This window comes from Vibrio coralliilyticus, assembly GCF_024449095.1.
GTDB lineage: Bacteria > Pseudomonadota > Gammaproteobacteria > Enterobacterales > Vibrionaceae > Vibrio > Vibrio coralliilyticus_A.
In genome coordinates this window covers 615,826-632,885 of the sequence record NZ_CP024627.1, presented here as the reverse complement: position 1 = coordinate 632,885, position 17,060 = coordinate 615,826, and the positions used below count along the sequence as shown (strand labels likewise).

13 protein-coding genes and 1 pseudogene are annotated in these 17,060 nt (G+C 45.5%); 4 read left to right on the top strand and 10 right to left on the bottom strand.

All coding sequences use genetic code 11. The features are described from left to right. Positions 1-7: 7 nt before the first annotated feature. The 4 genes from galM to galE form a co-directional block, all read right to left on the bottom strand. Positions 8-1,072 carry a galactose-1-epimerase gene (gene galM / locus CTT30_RS02950; protein ID WP_252035988.1) on the bottom strand — a complete coding sequence of 355 codons (1,065 nt, stop codon included), beginning with the start codon at positions 1,070-1,072 and terminating at the stop codon, positions 8-10. An 8-nt stretch (positions 1,073-1,080) separates the two neighbouring features. Continuing rightward, entirely contained in the window at positions 1,081-2,241 is a 1,161-nt protein-coding gene (gene galK / locus CTT30_RS02945; RefSeq protein WP_252035987.1) for a galactokinase, read from the bottom strand. Positions 2,242-2,310: 69 nt separating this feature from the next. After that, positions 2,311-3,366, bottom strand: a complete 1,056-nt coding sequence (locus CTT30_RS02940; protein ID WP_252035986.1) for a UDP-glucose--hexose-1-phosphate uridylyltransferase — start codon at positions 3,364-3,366, stop codon at positions 2,311-2,313. 62 nt (positions 3,367-3,428) lie between these two features. Further along, positions 3,429-4,451, bottom strand: a complete 1,023-nt coding sequence (gene galE, locus CTT30_RS02935) for a UDP-glucose 4-epimerase GalE (protein ID WP_252035985.1) — start codon at positions 4,449-4,451, stop codon at positions 3,429-3,431. Between the two features lie 377 nt (positions 4,452-4,828). Here galE and CTT30_RS02930 point away from each other — a divergent pair. Then, positions 4,829-5,019 (top strand): annotated as a pseudogene (locus tag CTT30_RS02930) (helix-turn-helix domain-containing protein); the annotation flags it as partial. 174 nt (positions 5,020-5,193) lie between these two features. On the opposite strand, the gene CTT30_RS02925 reads toward CTT30_RS02930, so the two are convergent. The 3 genes from CTT30_RS02925 to CTT30_RS02915 all read right to left on the bottom strand — a co-directional run bounded on the left by CTT30_RS02925 (position 5,194) and on the right by CTT30_RS02915 (position 10,365). Next, positions 5,194-7,437, bottom strand: a complete 2,244-nt coding sequence (locus CTT30_RS02925; RefSeq protein WP_252035984.1) for an SGBP N-terminal domain-containing protein — start codon at positions 7,435-7,437, stop codon at positions 5,194-5,196. Positions 7,438-7,511: 74 nt separating this feature from the next. Further along, complete coding sequence (melB, locus tag CTT30_RS02920; RefSeq protein WP_252035983.1) at positions 7,512-8,942, bottom strand: melibiose:sodium transporter MelB; 1,431 nt, start codon at positions 8,940-8,942, stop codon at positions 7,512-7,514. Positions 8,943-9,012: 70 nt separating this feature from the next. Further along, positions 9,013-10,365 carry an alpha-glucosidase/alpha-galactosidase gene (locus tag CTT30_RS02915; protein WP_252035982.1) on the bottom strand — a complete coding sequence of 451 codons (1,353 nt, stop codon included), beginning with the start codon at positions 10,363-10,365 and terminating at the stop codon, positions 9,013-9,015. A 331-nt stretch (positions 10,366-10,696) separates the two neighbouring features. Between CTT30_RS02915 and melR the strand changes: the two genes are divergently transcribed. Together melR and CTT30_RS02905 are read left to right on the top strand one after the other, a co-directional pair. Further along, complete coding sequence (gene melR / locus CTT30_RS02910; protein WP_252035981.1) at positions 10,697-11,707, top strand: transcriptional regulator MelR; 1,011 nt, start codon at positions 10,697-10,699, stop codon at positions 11,705-11,707. A gap of 78 nt (positions 11,708-11,785) precedes the next feature. Beyond that, on the top strand, positions 11,786-12,889 hold the full coding sequence (locus CTT30_RS02905) for a phosphatase PAP2 family protein (RefSeq protein ID WP_252035980.1): 1,104 nt from the start codon (positions 11,786-11,788) through the stop codon (positions 12,887-12,889). On the opposite strand, the gene CTT30_RS02900 is transcribed toward CTT30_RS02905, so the two are convergent. Beyond that, entirely contained in the window at positions 12,870-13,778 is a 909-nt protein-coding gene (locus CTT30_RS02900) for a LysR family transcriptional regulator (protein ID WP_252035979.1), read from the bottom strand. The genes CTT30_RS02905 and CTT30_RS02900 overlap by 20 nt on opposite strands. A 105-nt stretch (positions 13,779-13,883) precedes the next feature. On the opposite strand from CTT30_RS02900, the gene chrA reads away from it, so the two are divergent. Further along, positions 13,884-15,029 (top strand): chromate efflux transporter, encoded by a 1,146-nt coding sequence (chrA, locus tag CTT30_RS02895; protein ID WP_252035978.1) that lies wholly within the window; start codon positions 13,884-13,886, stop codon positions 15,027-15,029. Positions 15,030-15,077: 48 nt separating this feature from the next. On the opposite strand, the gene CTT30_RS02890 is transcribed toward chrA, so the two are convergent. Together CTT30_RS02890 and CTT30_RS02885 are read right to left on the bottom strand one after the other, a co-directional pair. After that, complete coding sequence (locus tag CTT30_RS02890) at positions 15,078-16,097, bottom strand: tetratricopeptide repeat protein (RefSeq protein ID WP_252035977.1); 1,020 nt, start codon at positions 16,095-16,097, stop codon at positions 15,078-15,080. Between the two features lie 14 nt (positions 16,098-16,111). Beyond that, a complete protein-coding gene (locus tag CTT30_RS02885; RefSeq protein WP_252035976.1) occupies positions 16,112-17,059 on the bottom strand; it encodes a type II secretion system F family protein in 948 nt (315 codons plus the stop codon). Position 17,060 lies beyond the last annotated feature (1 nt).

The window sequence follows — 17,060 nt, the reverse complement described above, 5'->3', positions numbered from 1 at the left end:
AGGCTACCTAGAACTCAAACTGATAAACAGTTCGGTGCTGATAGCTTCCCCCAGGAGTTAACACCCCACGGTTAACTCCCCATTCTGGTTTATTTGGCCCATCAGGAAAGAATTGAGTTTCTAATGCAAGGCCGTCATACAATTGATAAGTTTTACTCGCCCCCGGGGTGCCAGCAAGAAAATTACCCGAATAAAACTGCACGGCCGGCTTGGTCGTTTTTATCTTCATCACTACGTCTTTTTCAGGGGCCACCAACTCCGCAGCAATCTCGCTCCCATCAGTCACATCAGACCGAAATACAAACGCATGATCATAACCACCAGCCATTTTCTGATCAGGCTCAGTTAAGAATTCACAACCAATCTTCTTGGATTGAGTAAAGTCAAAACTAGTTCCCTCGACAGCTTGGATTTCCCCTGTAGGAATCAAGCCACTGTCAGTAGGCAGATAAGCGTTGGCATTCAACTTAAGGTGATGATCTAAACTCTTAAACGCACTCGCCTCTCCCGCCAAATTAAAATAGGCGTGGTTAGTTAAATTCACAGGGCAAGCTTGATCAGTACTGGCAGCATAGGCAATTACCAGCTCGTTATCATCCGTCAAGGTATAGGTTACTTTTACATCAAGATTACCCGGATAGCCTTGATCGCCATCGGGCGAATGCAAGCTGAATACAACATGTTGACCATCGTACTCGGCCACCGCCCAGCGACGTTTATCGAAACCATCTAACCCACCATGTAAGGAATTCTCACCATTGTTGATCCCCAATTGAAAAGACTGCTCATTAATATCAAATTGACCTTTACCAATACGGTTAGCAAATCGACCAACAATCGAGCCAAAATACGCGCTCTGCAGCATGTGCTCTGCCATATTAGGTGAGCGCAATAATACTTCACGTGACTCACCATTGATTGGTAATGTACAGCTCAACCAAGTAGCTCCGATATCCATAAAGACGACACTCATACCGAAGCGGTTGGTTAACTGGATAAGTTGAGCGGGTTTACCATCAAATGAAGGGGCTTGCCCCATTGTCCGCTCTAGTGATTCTAGATAAGTTTGCATTCCAATCCTTATAGTGTCTCAACCAAGCCCGCCCCTTGTTTGGCTTGGCATACATAAATGGACGCTTTCAAGCCTGTTGCAACTTGATATTGCGCTTCAACCGCGGCTTTAACAGGCTCTACCAGTTCAGGAGGCATCACCGCGACAATGCAGCCACCGAAACCACCACCAGTCATACGAACGCCCCCTTGCTCACCGATCACTTGCTTGACGATGTCGACTAAGGTGTCAATCTCTTTGACCGTGATTTCAAAGTCATCACGCATAGATGCATGAGACTGAGCCATCAACTCACCAATACGCTCCATATTGTGATGGCGCAATGCATTGGCAGCTTCAACAGTGCGAGCATTTTCAGTAATCACATGGCGAGCACGTTTAGCCACTACCTCATCAAGCAGAGAAACTTTGTCATTGAACTGTTCAATGCTGACATCACGCAGTGCTTTGACACCAAAAATGCGCGCTGCTTCTTCACACTGCTCACGGCGTGTGTTGTATTCACTATCCACTAATCCACGCTTTTTGTTTGAGTTGATGATCACGACGGACATCTCCTCAGGCATAGAGACCGCCTGTGTTTCTAAGCTACGACAATCGAGCAGTAGTGCGTGATTCTCTTTACCTTCTGCTGAAATCATCTGATCCATAATGCCGCAGTTACATCCAACAAACTCATTCTCAGCCTGTTGACCATTCAGGGCGATTTCAGCCTGAGAGATCTCTAGGTTATAAAGCACCTTGAATGTTTGGCCAATCACCACTTCAAGGGCCGCCGATGAGCTAAGCCCTGTACCTTGAGGTACATTGCCACTGACTGATATATCTGCTCCGCTAAATAGATAGCCACGAGCTCTAAGGCATTTGACCACACCACGGATGTAATTAGCCCACATCTTGTTTTCTTGAAATTCAATCTCTTGTGTGACATCAAATTCATCCACATCATTGCCATAATCAACCGAAATGACGCGCACAATGTTGTCATCACGTTTGGAGGCAGCGACTACGGTTTGGTAGTCAATTGCACAAGGCAACACAAAACCATCATTGTAATCCGTATGTTCACCGATCAAGTTCACTCGTCCGGGGGCTTGAATAATGTGGCTTGGTTGGTACCCCAACACCTGCTCAAAGGAGCTCTTTACTGCTTGAATTAGTTCAGACATGTTTCCATCTCACACTCAAAATAGGTTGTGATGCCCAAGACAAAACTCAGGAATCAATAGATTGGGTAATTATTTCTGCTCTTTGTAGTGAATATCGCTGAGCTCACGCAGGCGCTGTGCCGCCTGCTCGGCGGTTAGGTCGCGCTGACTTTCCGCCAGCATTTCGTAGCCCACCATAAATTTACGCACGCTGGCACTCCGTAATAGAGGTGGATAAAACAAGGCATGTAATTGCCAGTGCTCAATATCCGTTCCCTGTTCAAAGAAAGGCGCGTAGTGCCAGCCCATAGAGTACGGAAAAGAGCACTGGAACAGGTTGTCATAACGACTGGTCAGTTTTTTGATTGCGACAGCAAGATCATCACGTTGCTCACCACTCAGTTCACTCATACGGCGAGTGTGGCTTTTCGGCAGCAACATGGTCTCAAATGGCCAAGCGGCCCAATATGGAACCAGTGCCACCCAATGTTCGGTTTCGACCACAATACGCGAGCCATCTTTTATTTCAGCTTCCACGTAATCGACCAACAGGTTCGAACCTTGATCTTGATAATAAGTCTTTAAGTGATGTTCTTTGCGCTCAATTTCATTGGGTAAAAAGCTGTTGGCCCAAATTTGTCCATGGGGGTGAGGCTGAGAGCAGCCCATAGTTTCACCTTTATTTTCAAACGCCTGAACCCAGATAAATTCTTTGCCCAACTCTTCAATTTGCTCGTTCCAAGTGTCAATAACACCACGAATTTGGCTGACTGGCAGTTCCGGCAAAGTCTTGCTGTGATCTGGGGAAAAACAAATCACACGACTTAAGCCACGCACCCCTTGAGTTTGGAACAGAGGATTATTCGATTCTGGAGCATCTGGTGAATCTGTCATCAGAGCAGCAAAATCATTAGAGAAAACATAGGTGCCTTGATAGTCCGGGTTGATATCCCCCGAGATTCTCTCGTTGGTCGGACAAAGAAAACACTGCTCATCATAACTAGGGTGCTCATCAACTGATGGATTTTCATCTGCCCCACTCCAAGGGCGCTTAGCACGATGAGGGGACACTAATATCCATTGTCCAGTCAGAGGGTTGTAGCGACGATGCGGGTGATCCACAGGGTTAAACTCAATATTCGACATCTCAATTACTCAACTTTAAAATCATTACATGCTCTCTAGAGCTCAAAAATACAGCTTAGCCGTCACGACTCAGGGGAATACCCCTTAGGGTTGTTAGATTGCCAGCGCCACGTATCGGCACTCATCTCTGCAATACTGCGTGTCGCTTTCCAACCCAGTTCGTTTTCCGCTTTTTGAGTACTTGCCCAACATTCAGCGATGTCACCAGGGCGGCGAGGGCACAATTCGTATGGAATAGGTTTGCCACAAGCGTGGCCAAAGGCCTCAACCATTTCCAGCACGCTCGAACCTTTACCTGTCCCTAAGTTATAAATATGTAAGCCCGCTTTCTCACCAACCGATTTCAATGCGGCAATATGACCATCTGCCAGATCCATCACATGAATATAATCGCGAACACCGGTACCATCGGGCGTTGGGTAATCATTGCCAAATACCGATAACTGTTCTCGACGTCCGACCGCCACTTGCGCGATAAAGGGCATCAAGTTATTCGGCATGCCTTGCGGATCTTCCCCCAGAGTGCCCGAAGGGTGTGCACCTACAGGGTTAAAGTAACGCAGTAGTGTGATACTCCAATCAGGCTCAGCACTGAATAAATCAGAGAAACACTTTTCCACCATGAATTTACTGCGGCCATAGGGGTTGGTCGTCGCGCCCGTAGGTGAATCCTCGGTAATTGGAACGACTGCAGGGTCGCCATACACAGTAGCGGATGAGCTAAAGACCATGCTTTTAACCCCTGCTTTTCGCATTGCACGAGCGAGTACCAAAGAACCATTGACGTTATTGTCAAAGTACTCAAGCGGTTTTTGCACCGATTCGCCCACCGCCTTTAAGCCCGCGAAGTGAATCACTGACGTGATTTGATGCTGCTCAAAAATATCATCCAAAAAAGCTGCGTCACGAATATCACCTTGATGGAAACAAGGCTGTTGACCAGTCAATGCTTCAATTCGATGCAGCACTTCCTGTTTTGAGTTACATAAGTTATCGATGATGATCGGTTCAATACCCGCTTCGATCATCTGTATGCAAGTATGACTACCGATATACCCCATTCCACCTGTTACTAGTACTTTCAATGTCGCCTCTCTGTCTCAATTCGCCGTGTTGGATCTCTAGCTCGCTAAAAAGTCTAGCAATCAATCTAGATCGTTTTCCGTGATCCGCCCCTCATTATGTAAACGTTTCCACAAAAAGGTATTTTGAGAGATCATGACAAATGAAAGCAAAACCAAAAGCAAAATCTATAAGCGTTTAACTATCAATAAGATAATCAATCTTCGCTACGCAAAGACCATCAGCAGACACACTGAGGTTTTTACTAAAAATTATTACAACACTCTAAGGGTTGTTTACAACTGAACAAAACAGATGACATCTCAAGGAAACTGGGCATGCCAATGGAACACAACACATAACTACATTACAAGATATTGCGTTTTAATCAGGTGTCTCACTGGCGACTGTTTCCTGAGTCCAGAATGATTATCCAACCTTAAACGTCAAAAAAGAAACCAGACATAGAATTCTGGAAATTGCAGAGAAGCTCGAATACCAAGCCAGCAGATCAAAAAATCCATTCTGTCGAAAAAGCAACAACATCACTTCGTCTCGGTGTATAGCGACAAACAGGACACAGCGACCAATTTTAGGTAAACGTTATCACAAGTGTAGTTTAGTAAAAATTTTACTCACATATTCCCCTGCCATCATACAGCCATTATTTGATAACAACCTCGGCATGAGAGTTTGATCTTTTTCGCCAAGGGGATAACTAAAAAAGGCGCTCAAGAGCGCCCTTACATTCAGTAGGTCATTCACTTAACGACCTTTAGACACGGTATGAGATTCTTTCCCCAAGACCTCGACCTGTACATAACTCACCTGCAAGCCATTCACTACTTTGTGCTTTGCTTGAACGGGTTTGCCATTAACCAGCAAGGTGGAGTGCTCACCATAGAACCACGCTTCCCATGTAAGCGGCTTATGGTTGTTATTTGTCAGTGTCGACTTGTTCGTACCATCATGACGCAGAGCCACTTCATGCTCACCGATAGGCAAATAGTCCACCGCTAGCCAATCAATATCCTCAGTTAGATGAGACGCCGTGATCACATGACTATCTGCCGCATTTGGTTTCACGCCCATGAGCCCCTCAATGGTATTGGCAATAAACGTAAACGAGATCTCTGGATAGTCCCCATTAGTGCCTTGAGTAGGGCGTTCGTGAGGCAAGTCCTTCATGTCCATAATGTACTGCATCCACTTCCATGCTTCCTCATTGCGATTGTATGGAAAGTAGGTCTCTGGAATGTAACTGTAGGCTTCAATGTTGTTTGGTGCATCCGGTGTTGAACCAATTCCATCTCCAAGACTTTGCGCGATAAAGTCTAAATAGCGGTCATTACGCTCACCCGGCTCCGTAATCAACTTCATCGGCATAAACCAACTGTTTTCTTTGCCGAAATCATTCAGTCTCAATCCATCCTTTTGCACGATATTGACGTAGTTATCTAAAGTCTTTTCTGGATCAGCAATACTCCACTGCTGATTAAAGAAGTTTTTCAATTGTTGTGCTTTTTGCTGCCACTCACGAGATGCGCTGTATTCGTCTCTGGCATTGAGCATCGCCGCATAAGCGACGGTTGCTTGATACTGAGAACCAATCCCATCTCCCGCTTCAATCGGGAATTCTCCCCGTTCGTTATAGGTCGCCGACCCTTCAAAGATGCCACCATAACCTTCCGCAATCCCATTCGGATCCTGATCATCATGCAATGAGATATAGTCCGTCATCACTTTAGTGTAAAAGCGCCACAAGTCTTTATCTTCAATATAACGTCGGTCTCCCGTCCACAGATATTGCTCCCAAGCTTTCTCAAGAAATTCAAACTGGGCCGGAACTTCTCGCACAAACCAGTCATCATCTTCGTAATCAATCAAGTGTGGGCTGCCATCAAAGTTGATCGCCCATAGGGTGTACCACTTTCTCGACTCAGTAGAGTGCTTAGCAAAGGTTTTGAACATGGCAAAATTTTCTCGTTCCAGCCCTGCTAGCTTGGCGCCTGCTGACTGATGGAGAAAATCGCGTGAGTAGAAAGCGGTACGGTCAAAATAACCCGCCCAGTAGGAAGGCAAATAATCGGCACTGCCCGTACCATCGTTATTATTTTCATCACGGTTGATCAAGTCGTGCTGCCCTGTCATCACAAACTGACGTGTTTTCTCCATCGCCCAATCAAATGACTCCTGCAACTTGGTATTGGAAGAAGAAACCATCACTTGCTTGGCTTTCACCCGCGCCTGCACTTGCCATTTTTCTACCCGTCCTTTTTCGTCGCTAAGTTCGATGTCTACTGGCTGGGTAAAATCCAATACATCCCCTGGTTCGACTGACGATTGAGAGCCTTGAGAAACACCTAATTGAGTAATGACCACGCTGGACAAGTCACTCGCGTACGGCAATTCAAACTCTATGGTTTTACGTTCTTTGTCGATTATGCTCTCACCCACCTGCCCTTGCGTTTCAAAATCAATAACTTGGTTAAAGTGTGGCGGCTTAGACGTATTGCTTTTTACCAGTTCAACCTGATCAATACTGACACTGCCTGCGTCCGTACCAGTAAAGCGCAGCTTTATCCGTTCGCCTTTCTCAAGCGGAATTTGGTTAACCTTATTGTGTTTATAGTCATGGCTTTTTTTCAGTTTTTTGCTCAAAAAAGGCTCATCAGCAAGGTTAGTCAGTTCTACGCGAGCATCGTTGGATGGGCTAATAGCCTGGACCGATAACTGATAAACGCCAGTTTCAGGTATAGTGACGGTCTGGCTGATGCTATGCCCTGCACCAATGGCGATTCTGCCTCGATATTGGCCATCGAACGCTTGGTCATCTTTGATGTTGGCAAACCAGTAATGCCAACCTAAGCCGTTATCTTCAAAGCCTGAGTTAACGAGGATGTTTTGGCTTTTCGTCGAAGTCAGGATAGCTGTAGAGTGAGGATTCGCAGCCACAATTCCGCTGACCAAAGATCCTAGGATCATGCTGGCAACTACAGTGTGTTTCATCTTGTAAATCTCCCTATTGCAATGGGATAGTAAAAATTAGAGAAGCAGCCCTTCGAGTCAAAGGGCTGAACCCATTACGCCTGAATAGGCTTGGGCTGATGAGAGGAAGGCAGAGCTTCACCGGACTCTTCTTTATCGAGCCCCTCGTATTTTTCCATCAACTGCTGCTGAATCTGCTGCTGATATGACCCATTAAGCTTGTAGTAGCGGAAATACATGATCAGGGCAATCGCGAAGAACAAGCTTGGTAAGCCAATCATGATGCACTGCATACCAAAAATGGTCTCTGGCGTCTGTTCAACATTGGGCACGTAATGCACAACAGTTAAAGCAATACCGATGAAAAACGCAGCAAATGCTGAACCCGCTTTCACAACCAGAGTTTGCACGGCATAAGCAATGCTCTCACAGCGTACCCCTAACTTCACTTCACCGTAATCCACTGTATCTGCCACCATAATGACGTTAAGTACCCAGAACAGCGCAGTACCAATTTGCAGGAAGACACCTGCCGTTGAGATAAGCCATACACTTTGAGTATCGTTCATTCCAATATAGATGAGTACAGCACTACCAATGATTGGGAAGCCAGATGCACAGGCCCAAAGTACACGGCGGGAGAACCACTGAGCTAATTTAGGGAACAAGACAAGAGTAATCAAATTAGCAATACTGGCGTATGCCATATAGTAAGGAAATAAGCTCTCATCACCAATGACATAGGTAAAGTAGTACACAGCAAAAGCTGTAATAATGTTGGCGGCTAAATTGTACGAAAGTGCCATACAAAGCAGACTACTGAGTTGATCATTCTTATAGATCAACGACAACATTTTCTTCAGTGAGACTTTTTTCTCAGGCTGAGCGTTATTAAGCTGAGTGCTTGAATAACGCTCTTTAACATTACGTAGCGTAACAAAAGTGGAAATCAGGAAACAAACGATCAATAGCAAGGTGAACATCTGAAAACCAAAGCCTTTGTTATCATCGCCACCAACATAGTTAATGAATGGCATGGCGATCGCAGCGGTCACTGTCCATGCTAAGCTGGCAAAGAACCTTGGGAAAGGTACTAGCTCTTCACGTTCTCGCTTGTCAATAGTGAGCGTCGGGACCAAGGACCAGAAGGGAATGTCCATTAGGGTGTAGGTCATCCCCCAAAGAATATAGGTGATAGCGGCGTAAGCGATAAGCCATGGACCGTCAATTAAATGAGCACTGAACACCATATACAACACCACAGAGTTGGCTAAAGTGCCAATCAGAATCCAAGGTTTAAATTTCCCCCAGCGACTGCGCGTGTTATTCACAATCCAACCCATGATGGGATCATTCACCGCATCCCAGATCCGAGCTACCAAGAAGATAGTGCCTACAATCCCAGCCGAGATACCGACCACATCTGTGTAGTAAAACATCAGATACATGTAGACAATTGTGATGGCGAAGTCCTTACCATATGCACCAAACCCATAGCTGAGTTTGGTGCTCATCGAAATACTCATGTTTGCTCCTTAACGCTCCCATCACTGGGAGCGTGTATGATTCACGTTATTGAAAGGGATATTCTTATTTTTATTGATAAATCCATTCAGGGAGCCAGCCCTGATGCGCAGTGATTAAGTCATCCACCAGCGCATAGATCTCATCAATCCCTAACACGGCTGCAGTATGTGGATCTAACATCGCTGCATGGTAAATGCGTTCACGATTTTCCGTTAAAATCGCCTCTGTCAGCAAAGTCTGAACATTGATATTGGTCTGCATCAAGGCGGCTAAGTGGCTTGGTAAGCGCCCAGCTTTGGTTGGCTGGATGCCATTCGCATCGACCAAACACGCGACTTCGACACAACACCCTTGCGGCAGGTTATCAATTAAGCCTTCATTTTTAACGTTGCCATAAATCACGCTTGGCGTGCCGGTCCAAATAGAATTCATAATGGTACTCGCGTACTCTTGAGATTCTTTCACCGTGATATTCTCGGCTTGTCTATAGTCATCCAGATCTTGTTTCCACGCGGCAATTTGTTCTATACAACGTTTTGGATACTCATCAATAGGCACTTTGTAACGTTCAATCAGATCTGGTCGATTGGGTTTGATAAAGTAAGGTGTGTATTCGGCAAAATGTTCTGAAGATTCCGTGACAAAATAGCCCAACTTCTTAAACATTTCGTAGCGAACTAAATTGGTACAGCGACCACCATGATGCAGGCCCGGTTTAGGTGCGTCTCCTCGTTCAAAGGCGGCCAACAACTCCGGATAGATATCAACATAATTACCTTGCTCGTCCTTCTTCTCCAAAGTCAGGTAGTAGGCCATATGGTTGATACCGGCACAGGAATAACGCAAGTCAGAGTAATCCAAATCCAGATCGCGAGCTAGCTCTTCCGCCGTCCCCTGCACGGAGTGACACAGGCCGACCTGCTTAATCTCTGGGTACTTTTCGTACATAGCCCAGGTATTCATAGCCATTGGGTTGACATAGTTGAGCATGGTGGCATCCGGGCAGACTTGTGTCATGTCTTCACACACACTCCACAAGTGAGGAATAGTCCGCAATGAACGCATAATTCCGCCTGGCCCTAAGGTGTCAGCGATAGTTTGCTCTAACCCGTGGCGCTTACACACTTCAAAATCTGTCACGGTACAAGGCTCATACCCCCCAATCTGAAATGCGATGACAACAAAGTCAGCGTCTTGCAATGCTTCTTTCTGATTAAGGTGACAAGAGATGGTGCCCGTGGCACCTGCAGAGTTCATCAACTTACTGACGACGAGATGCGATTCTTCAAGGCGAATTTCGTCAATATCCATTAATGCAACGTGTGCATTTCTTAAAGCGGGCTTATGAAAAACATCACCAAGAATGTTTTTGACAAAGATGGTGGAACCGGCACCAATGAAAGTGATTTTTGGACTGTTCATGCTCGTAGGATCCTTATTGCTAGGTCTTAGTTATGAGCTCACATTACTGACTCATCTATAACTAAGTCGTCTCGGTTCAACACATCACTCTCTCAATTCCTAATATTTATCAACCGAGTTAACAAAAACTAACGAAGTAGGATTCTTTTAGGTATTTTCCGGATTAATTGAGCTCTCCAATCCTAATGCGGCCAGCAATAACAGAGAAATGTTAGCTAGGTTCCGTTCTTAAATATGAAATTCGCTATTTTATCAACGTTTGAGCTGCCTCTCTTTTTACCAAACTCTGCTCTGTTACAAACAGCTCACTACCATTTCGTAAGGAGTCAAGATGCCACAATCTGATGACTTATTATCTGTCGCACCGCAAGAGAGATACTCTTCAGAATGTGTCTCTGTTAGCCCTTTATCACTTTACTCTTCTCATGAGAGGATTGACGTAGAACTACGCGCTCCTCATGCCATGCCCGGGTATCACTGGCATGGCCAAATTGAAGTGAACATCCCATTTGGTGACAACGTCGAATACATGATAAATGGTACTCCCATTACGCTACACAATGGCAGTATTGGGTTATTTTGGGCTTCGGTTCCCCACCGCTTAACCAACCCCGGAATAAGCCACAACATGGCAATCATCAACATTCCCGTCCATCACTTTATGTCGTGGCCTTTGAGTCGGGATCTGGTCAATCAACTGACACATGGAGCGGTATTACAGTCTGACTCCTGCTGTTTAATTAGTGAGTTCGAGATAGCTCGTTGGGTGGATGAAAATCAACATCCATCAGAGAGTCGTCAACAACTCGTGACGGATGAGATCGGCCTGATGCTAAAACGAGTATGCCTTGATGGCTGGCAACAACTTTTAACGAGCCGAGCAGACAAAGCGACGAAAAGCGGCACTTCTAAACACTCACAGTTTTATGTCAGCCAAATGCTGGAATACATCGCAACACATCACAACACTCCCCTCACCGCTCAGAAAGTCGCTGATTATGCTGGCTTGCACGCCAATTACGCCATGACCATCTTTCAGCGCACCATGCAAATGACGATAAAGCAGTACATCACGGCCATGCGCATTAACCATGCTCGCGCCTTACTCAGCGACACCGAACGTACCATTCTCGATATTTCTCTGACGGTCGGCTTCAACTCGATCAGCCGCTTTTATGATACCTTTCGCCGTTATATGGAAGTCACACCGACCCAGTATCGTAAGCTCAGTCGCGAAGATCATCGCTGGGGATGGAAGGACGCCAACCCCATCAACCAATTGGAAAAAGGGGCGTGTGATGGAAAGAGGCCGCTAACAATAAGCCGTAATATAGAAAGATAAACAGACAGCGGAGATCTCATTCACCTCTGAGAGAGTTGCTCTACACTTAAGTGTAGGAGCAATAAGACCTTCATTTTAATGAAACCTTTGACTCAGACTTCTCCCCATTCACAATGGCAGCATATCAAAACGACTCTTCATCACGATAGAGTGCTTTATGGGTATGTATTTGTCACAACCCTACTTTTATACGCGCTGTCTTTTTTGCTCGGTAGTGACGCCAAGTTTGACTTCAATCCTTTCATCTACCTCGCGACATTACTCCAAGTCTGCTATGTCTCCTTTTTAGTTTGGGCAAGCATTTACTTTGTCATTCTGCTTTACCGGAAAGCACCACATCCTTTGGTTCACTTTCTCCAAGCCATTAAAGGGTTCTTCCAACCTTTATCTAAAGCCGTCAGTTTTATGTTGTTGGTGTTGGCACTGAACTTGACGTTCTCTAGTTATACCTTTCTAAAACCACTCATTCCCGACATTAACCCCTTTCAATACGATGTGCTTTTCTATCAGATCGACAAGTGGCTTCACTTCGGTTACTCCCCTTGGGAACTGACACACACTATCTTCAGTAGCGCACTTGCAACAAGTCTGCTGAATTTTCTGTACCACCTTTGGTTTCTTCTAATGTGGGGAGCCGTACTGTTTTTCATCGTTCGGCGCGATTTAGCAAAGTTACGGACTCAGTTTCTTATTACGTTTCTGACCAGTTGGCTGCTCATTGGGGGAGTAGGGGCGATTCTTCTTTCTTCTGCTGGGCCTTGCTATCTTCATTTGCTGGATCCAAGCGCATTGCAATATGAGCCATTGATGCAAAAGCTTGAGATGCAACATCAACAACTGATTCAAAGTGGCTGGTTCGGCTTATGGGCATTGAATGTGCAAGACACACTTTGGCAAATGTACTCAAGCGATACACCGGGGATCGGTGGTGGGATCTCTGCAATGCCGAGTATGCATGTGGCCATCGCTGTCGCCATGGCGCTGGCCGCTTATCGATACAACAGGAAATTCGGGGTCGCCATGTGGAGCTATGCGTTAGCCATACAAATTGGCTCAGTCCATCTCGCGTGGCATTACGCCATCGACGGATACCTGAGCTTTATTTTGACAATCGTAATTTGGAAGCTGATTGGGTGGCTACAAAACCGACATCAACAAAGCACTACTTCACAACACGTGTAACGATGCTGCGCAGCCAAATACTTTTCTCCTCATGTTGATTGGCACTAAGAAACAATAGCTTAATGTCGAAGTCTGGGACCTCCAAAGGAGCTGGCACCGCTTTTAATCTATGGTTGTCTATGTCTAATTCAGCAAACCTTTTCGGCACAATACAGAGCATCTTACGCCCAATCAGTAGCCTTCTTATGGTCAAAAAGTGTCTCGATGCCACGCCCACTCTTCGTTCATGGCCCATTTTAGCCAGCGTTTTATCGATCTGGGTGTCCAGTCGACCATCTGGGCTAACTAACGCATGTTCCACAGAAACAAATTGCTCCAATGTGAGAGACTCTTGCTCGTCAAACGGCATAGGGTCAAACAGGCATACATGCTGCTCAGAGTAGAGATAGTGAGATACGAAACGACGATTAGGATTCTCAATACTGCCAATGATGACATCAAGCTGTTCGCTGTCTGCTATGGTTTGGTAGTTGCTCCGGTTAACGTTAAAAAAGCTGATCTGTGAGTGAGGCGATCCCTTCTTTATCGCATCGTATAATCGAGGTGCAAAGAGCTGCTCAGCATAATCCGTCAGTCCGATTTTCCACACCCCTTGATAATTTTCAGCTTCAAAGCCTTTCTTACTCAATAAATCGTTTTTAATGCACGCTAAGAGTTGATCAACAACTGGAGCCATATCATGGGCTCGCTGTGTAGGTTCCATGCATGTCCCTACACGTTCAAATAAAGGATCATCAAATAATGCCCGCATTCTCTGTAGTGTATGACTCATCGCTGACTGACTAATATAACAATCTTGCGCTGCAAGGCTGACACTCTGCTTGTGATATAAGGCTTGGAAAGCTACCAAAAGATTGAGGTCTACCCCCTTCCAGTTAAACTCTTTCACACTCAATCCCATTTGATTCATAGATAATATTAAAACTATTAATTTGAGTCATTTTAGTACATTTCTTAAAGTGTCTGCAGTATTTGTTCTAAGAGTAATCAGACCATGTTGTCTATTTTTAAAACCTTTTTCTGGCTAGGTTGGATAAGCTTTGGCGGTCCGGCAGCTCATATAGGCTACTTTCGTCATACCTTTGTTGAAAAGCTCAATTGGCTCGACGATGAAGAATACGCACAAATTGTCGCATTGAGTCAATTTCTTCCGGGCCCGGGCTCCAGTCAAGTTGGCTTTGCTCTCGGTTACAAACGTGGTGGCTTGAGCGGCGCCTGTTTGGCGTTTCTGGGGTTTACGCTACCATCGGTGCTTATCATGCTGACTCTAGCGCTACTCAGCAGCCAGTTAACTGAGACAACCTTATTCCAAAATATCGTTCATGGCCTGAAGCTTTTAGCAGTGGTTGTCGTCGCGGATGCGACATGGGGAATGTACAAAAACTTCTGTAAAGAAAGAGTCTCGGTAACCCTCTGTTTAGCGACTGCAATTTCCCTTTTACTCTTACCCGGTATTGCAACCCAAGTATTGATTCTGCTTGTTGCCGCACTGATTGGTATGATGTACCTCAGAAAACAAGATCAAACAGTCCCAAAGCGCTTTGAACCATCTGTCCTTCCTCTGGCTCTCTTTGTGGCTTTGCTTGTGGGCTTGCCTTTCATCACCCACATTATGCCAGCCCTCGCGCTCTTCAACGATTTCTTCCAAGCAGGGAGTTTGGTATTTGGCGGCGGCCATGTTGTCTTACCCTTACTACAAAATATGGTGGGAGACCAGATCACTCAAGATGCTTTCCTCACAGGCTACGCTGCTGCTCAAGCCGTACCGGGACCGATGTTTACCTTTGCAACCTACATTGGTTATGAATTGTTACCACAAGCACCAGTGGCAGGCGCATTGATTGCCACTCTGGGGGTATTTTTACCAGGCTTCTTGCTGCTACTTGGCGTGCTAAAAAACTGGCAATCGCTATCGAAAATGCCGAAGGTGTCTGGTGCGGTGAGCGGTGTCAACGCTGCCGTTGTGGGCTTGCTGATCGCTGCTCTCTATCAGCCCGTCTTTACCAGCGCGGTTATGAGCCCTCTGGATATTTCACTAGTTCTGGTTGGCTTTTATCTACTCAAGCAGATGAAACTGCCTATTGTTTGGATGGTCATCTTCTTCATGATTGTGGGTGTAGCTGGCGGATACCTCACTTAAAACCAGCTCACTCGTTTACCAAGTAGGGAGAGAAAACTCTCCCTATGACTATTCTGACGCAGCAAGCCCTTCTGCCGCCTTTTCTTCTCTGACCATAGCCAACGCCCGTTCAAGGTTTTCATTAGCTACCTTGTAATAGGAGGTTTTGCTGTCTATGGCTTGTTGTAAGTAGGGAATGGCTTGGTCAGGCTTACCCTGTAAGATCAGAAAATAACCGACATTGTTGAGAGCTTCCGGTTTGTCCATATGCTTGGAGAATACATTGACGGCACGAGTGATCTCCCCTTTCCCTAAATAAATCAGTGCGAGGTTATTCAATGCTTTCTCGTTACTTGAGTCTTGCTTTAATGCCTGTAATACGAAACGCTGAGCTTTACGATAATCTCCCGACATATAAAAAGAGTAACTGACATTAATCAACGTCTTAATCGAGTCCGGCTTTATACTCAATGCTTGTTTATAAAACGCCTGAGCGAGTTTGTGTTCCGCATCTAAATCCGCAATCACTCCAAGCCCCATATAAGCGTATTCCGGAGAGTATTGGTCAACGTTAAGCTCAATCACTTCCTGAGGCTTAACCAAATCTTTTTCATTCAGTGTTTTATTGCTCTTGAAGCGGATCTGATCCGCGTTAATTGAGCGAAGGAAATAACTCTTACCCAACTCTAAGTCACCCGACTTGCTGTAGATGGTGCCAAGTTGCTCCAACACTTCGATATTATTCGGGTTTTCATTGATTGCGAGTAAGAATGCTTTTTCCGCCAAAGGCAGATTGCCTCTCGACTGATGAATTCGGCCGATATTGTATAGCGTTCTGTCCTTATACTGGCCATTTTCGAAAGATAATGAGCGAATGTATTCGTAGAGGGCCAAGTCACTGTTCCCCGCACTTAACGCCGTATCACCGCGCGTAATCGCTTCTTGCTCCGTTTTTGGTGGCTCATCTGAGGATAACGTATCAATCGGTTTACCTTCGTATAACGAGGTATCGATACCTGGCTCATTGGATGCACAAGCGGTCAAAAACATCATAGACAGAATGAGCATTATAAAATGAAGTCCTTTCATAACTGGTTCCTTAATTACCCGTTACCTAAAGTCGACGTGAACAGCAACATAGATGGACCAATCGCAACAATAAAGAAGCATGGCCAGATAAATAGCAATAATGGGAAAATCATTTTTGTCGGGATTTTCGCTGCAATTTCTTCGACTTCCTGATTTCTTTTATCTCGATAGTCTTCCGTATATTCACGTAATGTTTGCGACAAGCTACCACCGATACGTGAAGCGTGAGCCAACATAGTGACCAAGCCTGCAATTTCAGTCAGACCAGTGCGTTCAATCATGTCTTCAAACGCATCTGACATTTCAATCCCCGCATTGATCTTGACGCATACGGTATCCAATTCATCGGCAAAGTCTGGATGAGAGATAGTGAGTTCGTCAGCGACTCTTCTCAGTGCAGAATTAAAACCTAGCCCAGACTCCGTACATACCACCAGCAAATCCAGCGCATCAGCGATACCGCCACGAATTCTTTTCTGCCGCTTTTCCACTTTGTAGTTGAGCGCCATATTGGGTGCATACAACCCCACCCCTACGCTAATCGCCATTGCTAGATTCAACATCGACATATCAGGAGCGAGGAAATAAAAACCAGCCGCCATCCCAAGGCCAACCACCAAGGACATCCCTTTAAAAGCATAAAAAATGGTGAGTGCGTTGGCATCGTGATATCCCGCATGCATCAGCTTTTGACGAATACTTTCACTCTCTTTCGAGTTAGAAGGCTTCATCATCGGGGCTAACGACTCAAGCGTGTTATCAAACTTGCGTCCTTTTTTCAGTTTGTCGGCACGAGTAGAATCTCTGAGCTGCTCTAACTTGGCTCTCAGTGGTGATTTAGACCCTACAAGCAGCAGAGACAAAGTGAATACTATCAATATGGTCGCAAGAAGAATAAGGCCAAGAAATACCGTTTGTTCATCCAGATTATAAGTGGTGAATTGTTCAAAAATGTTCTCCATG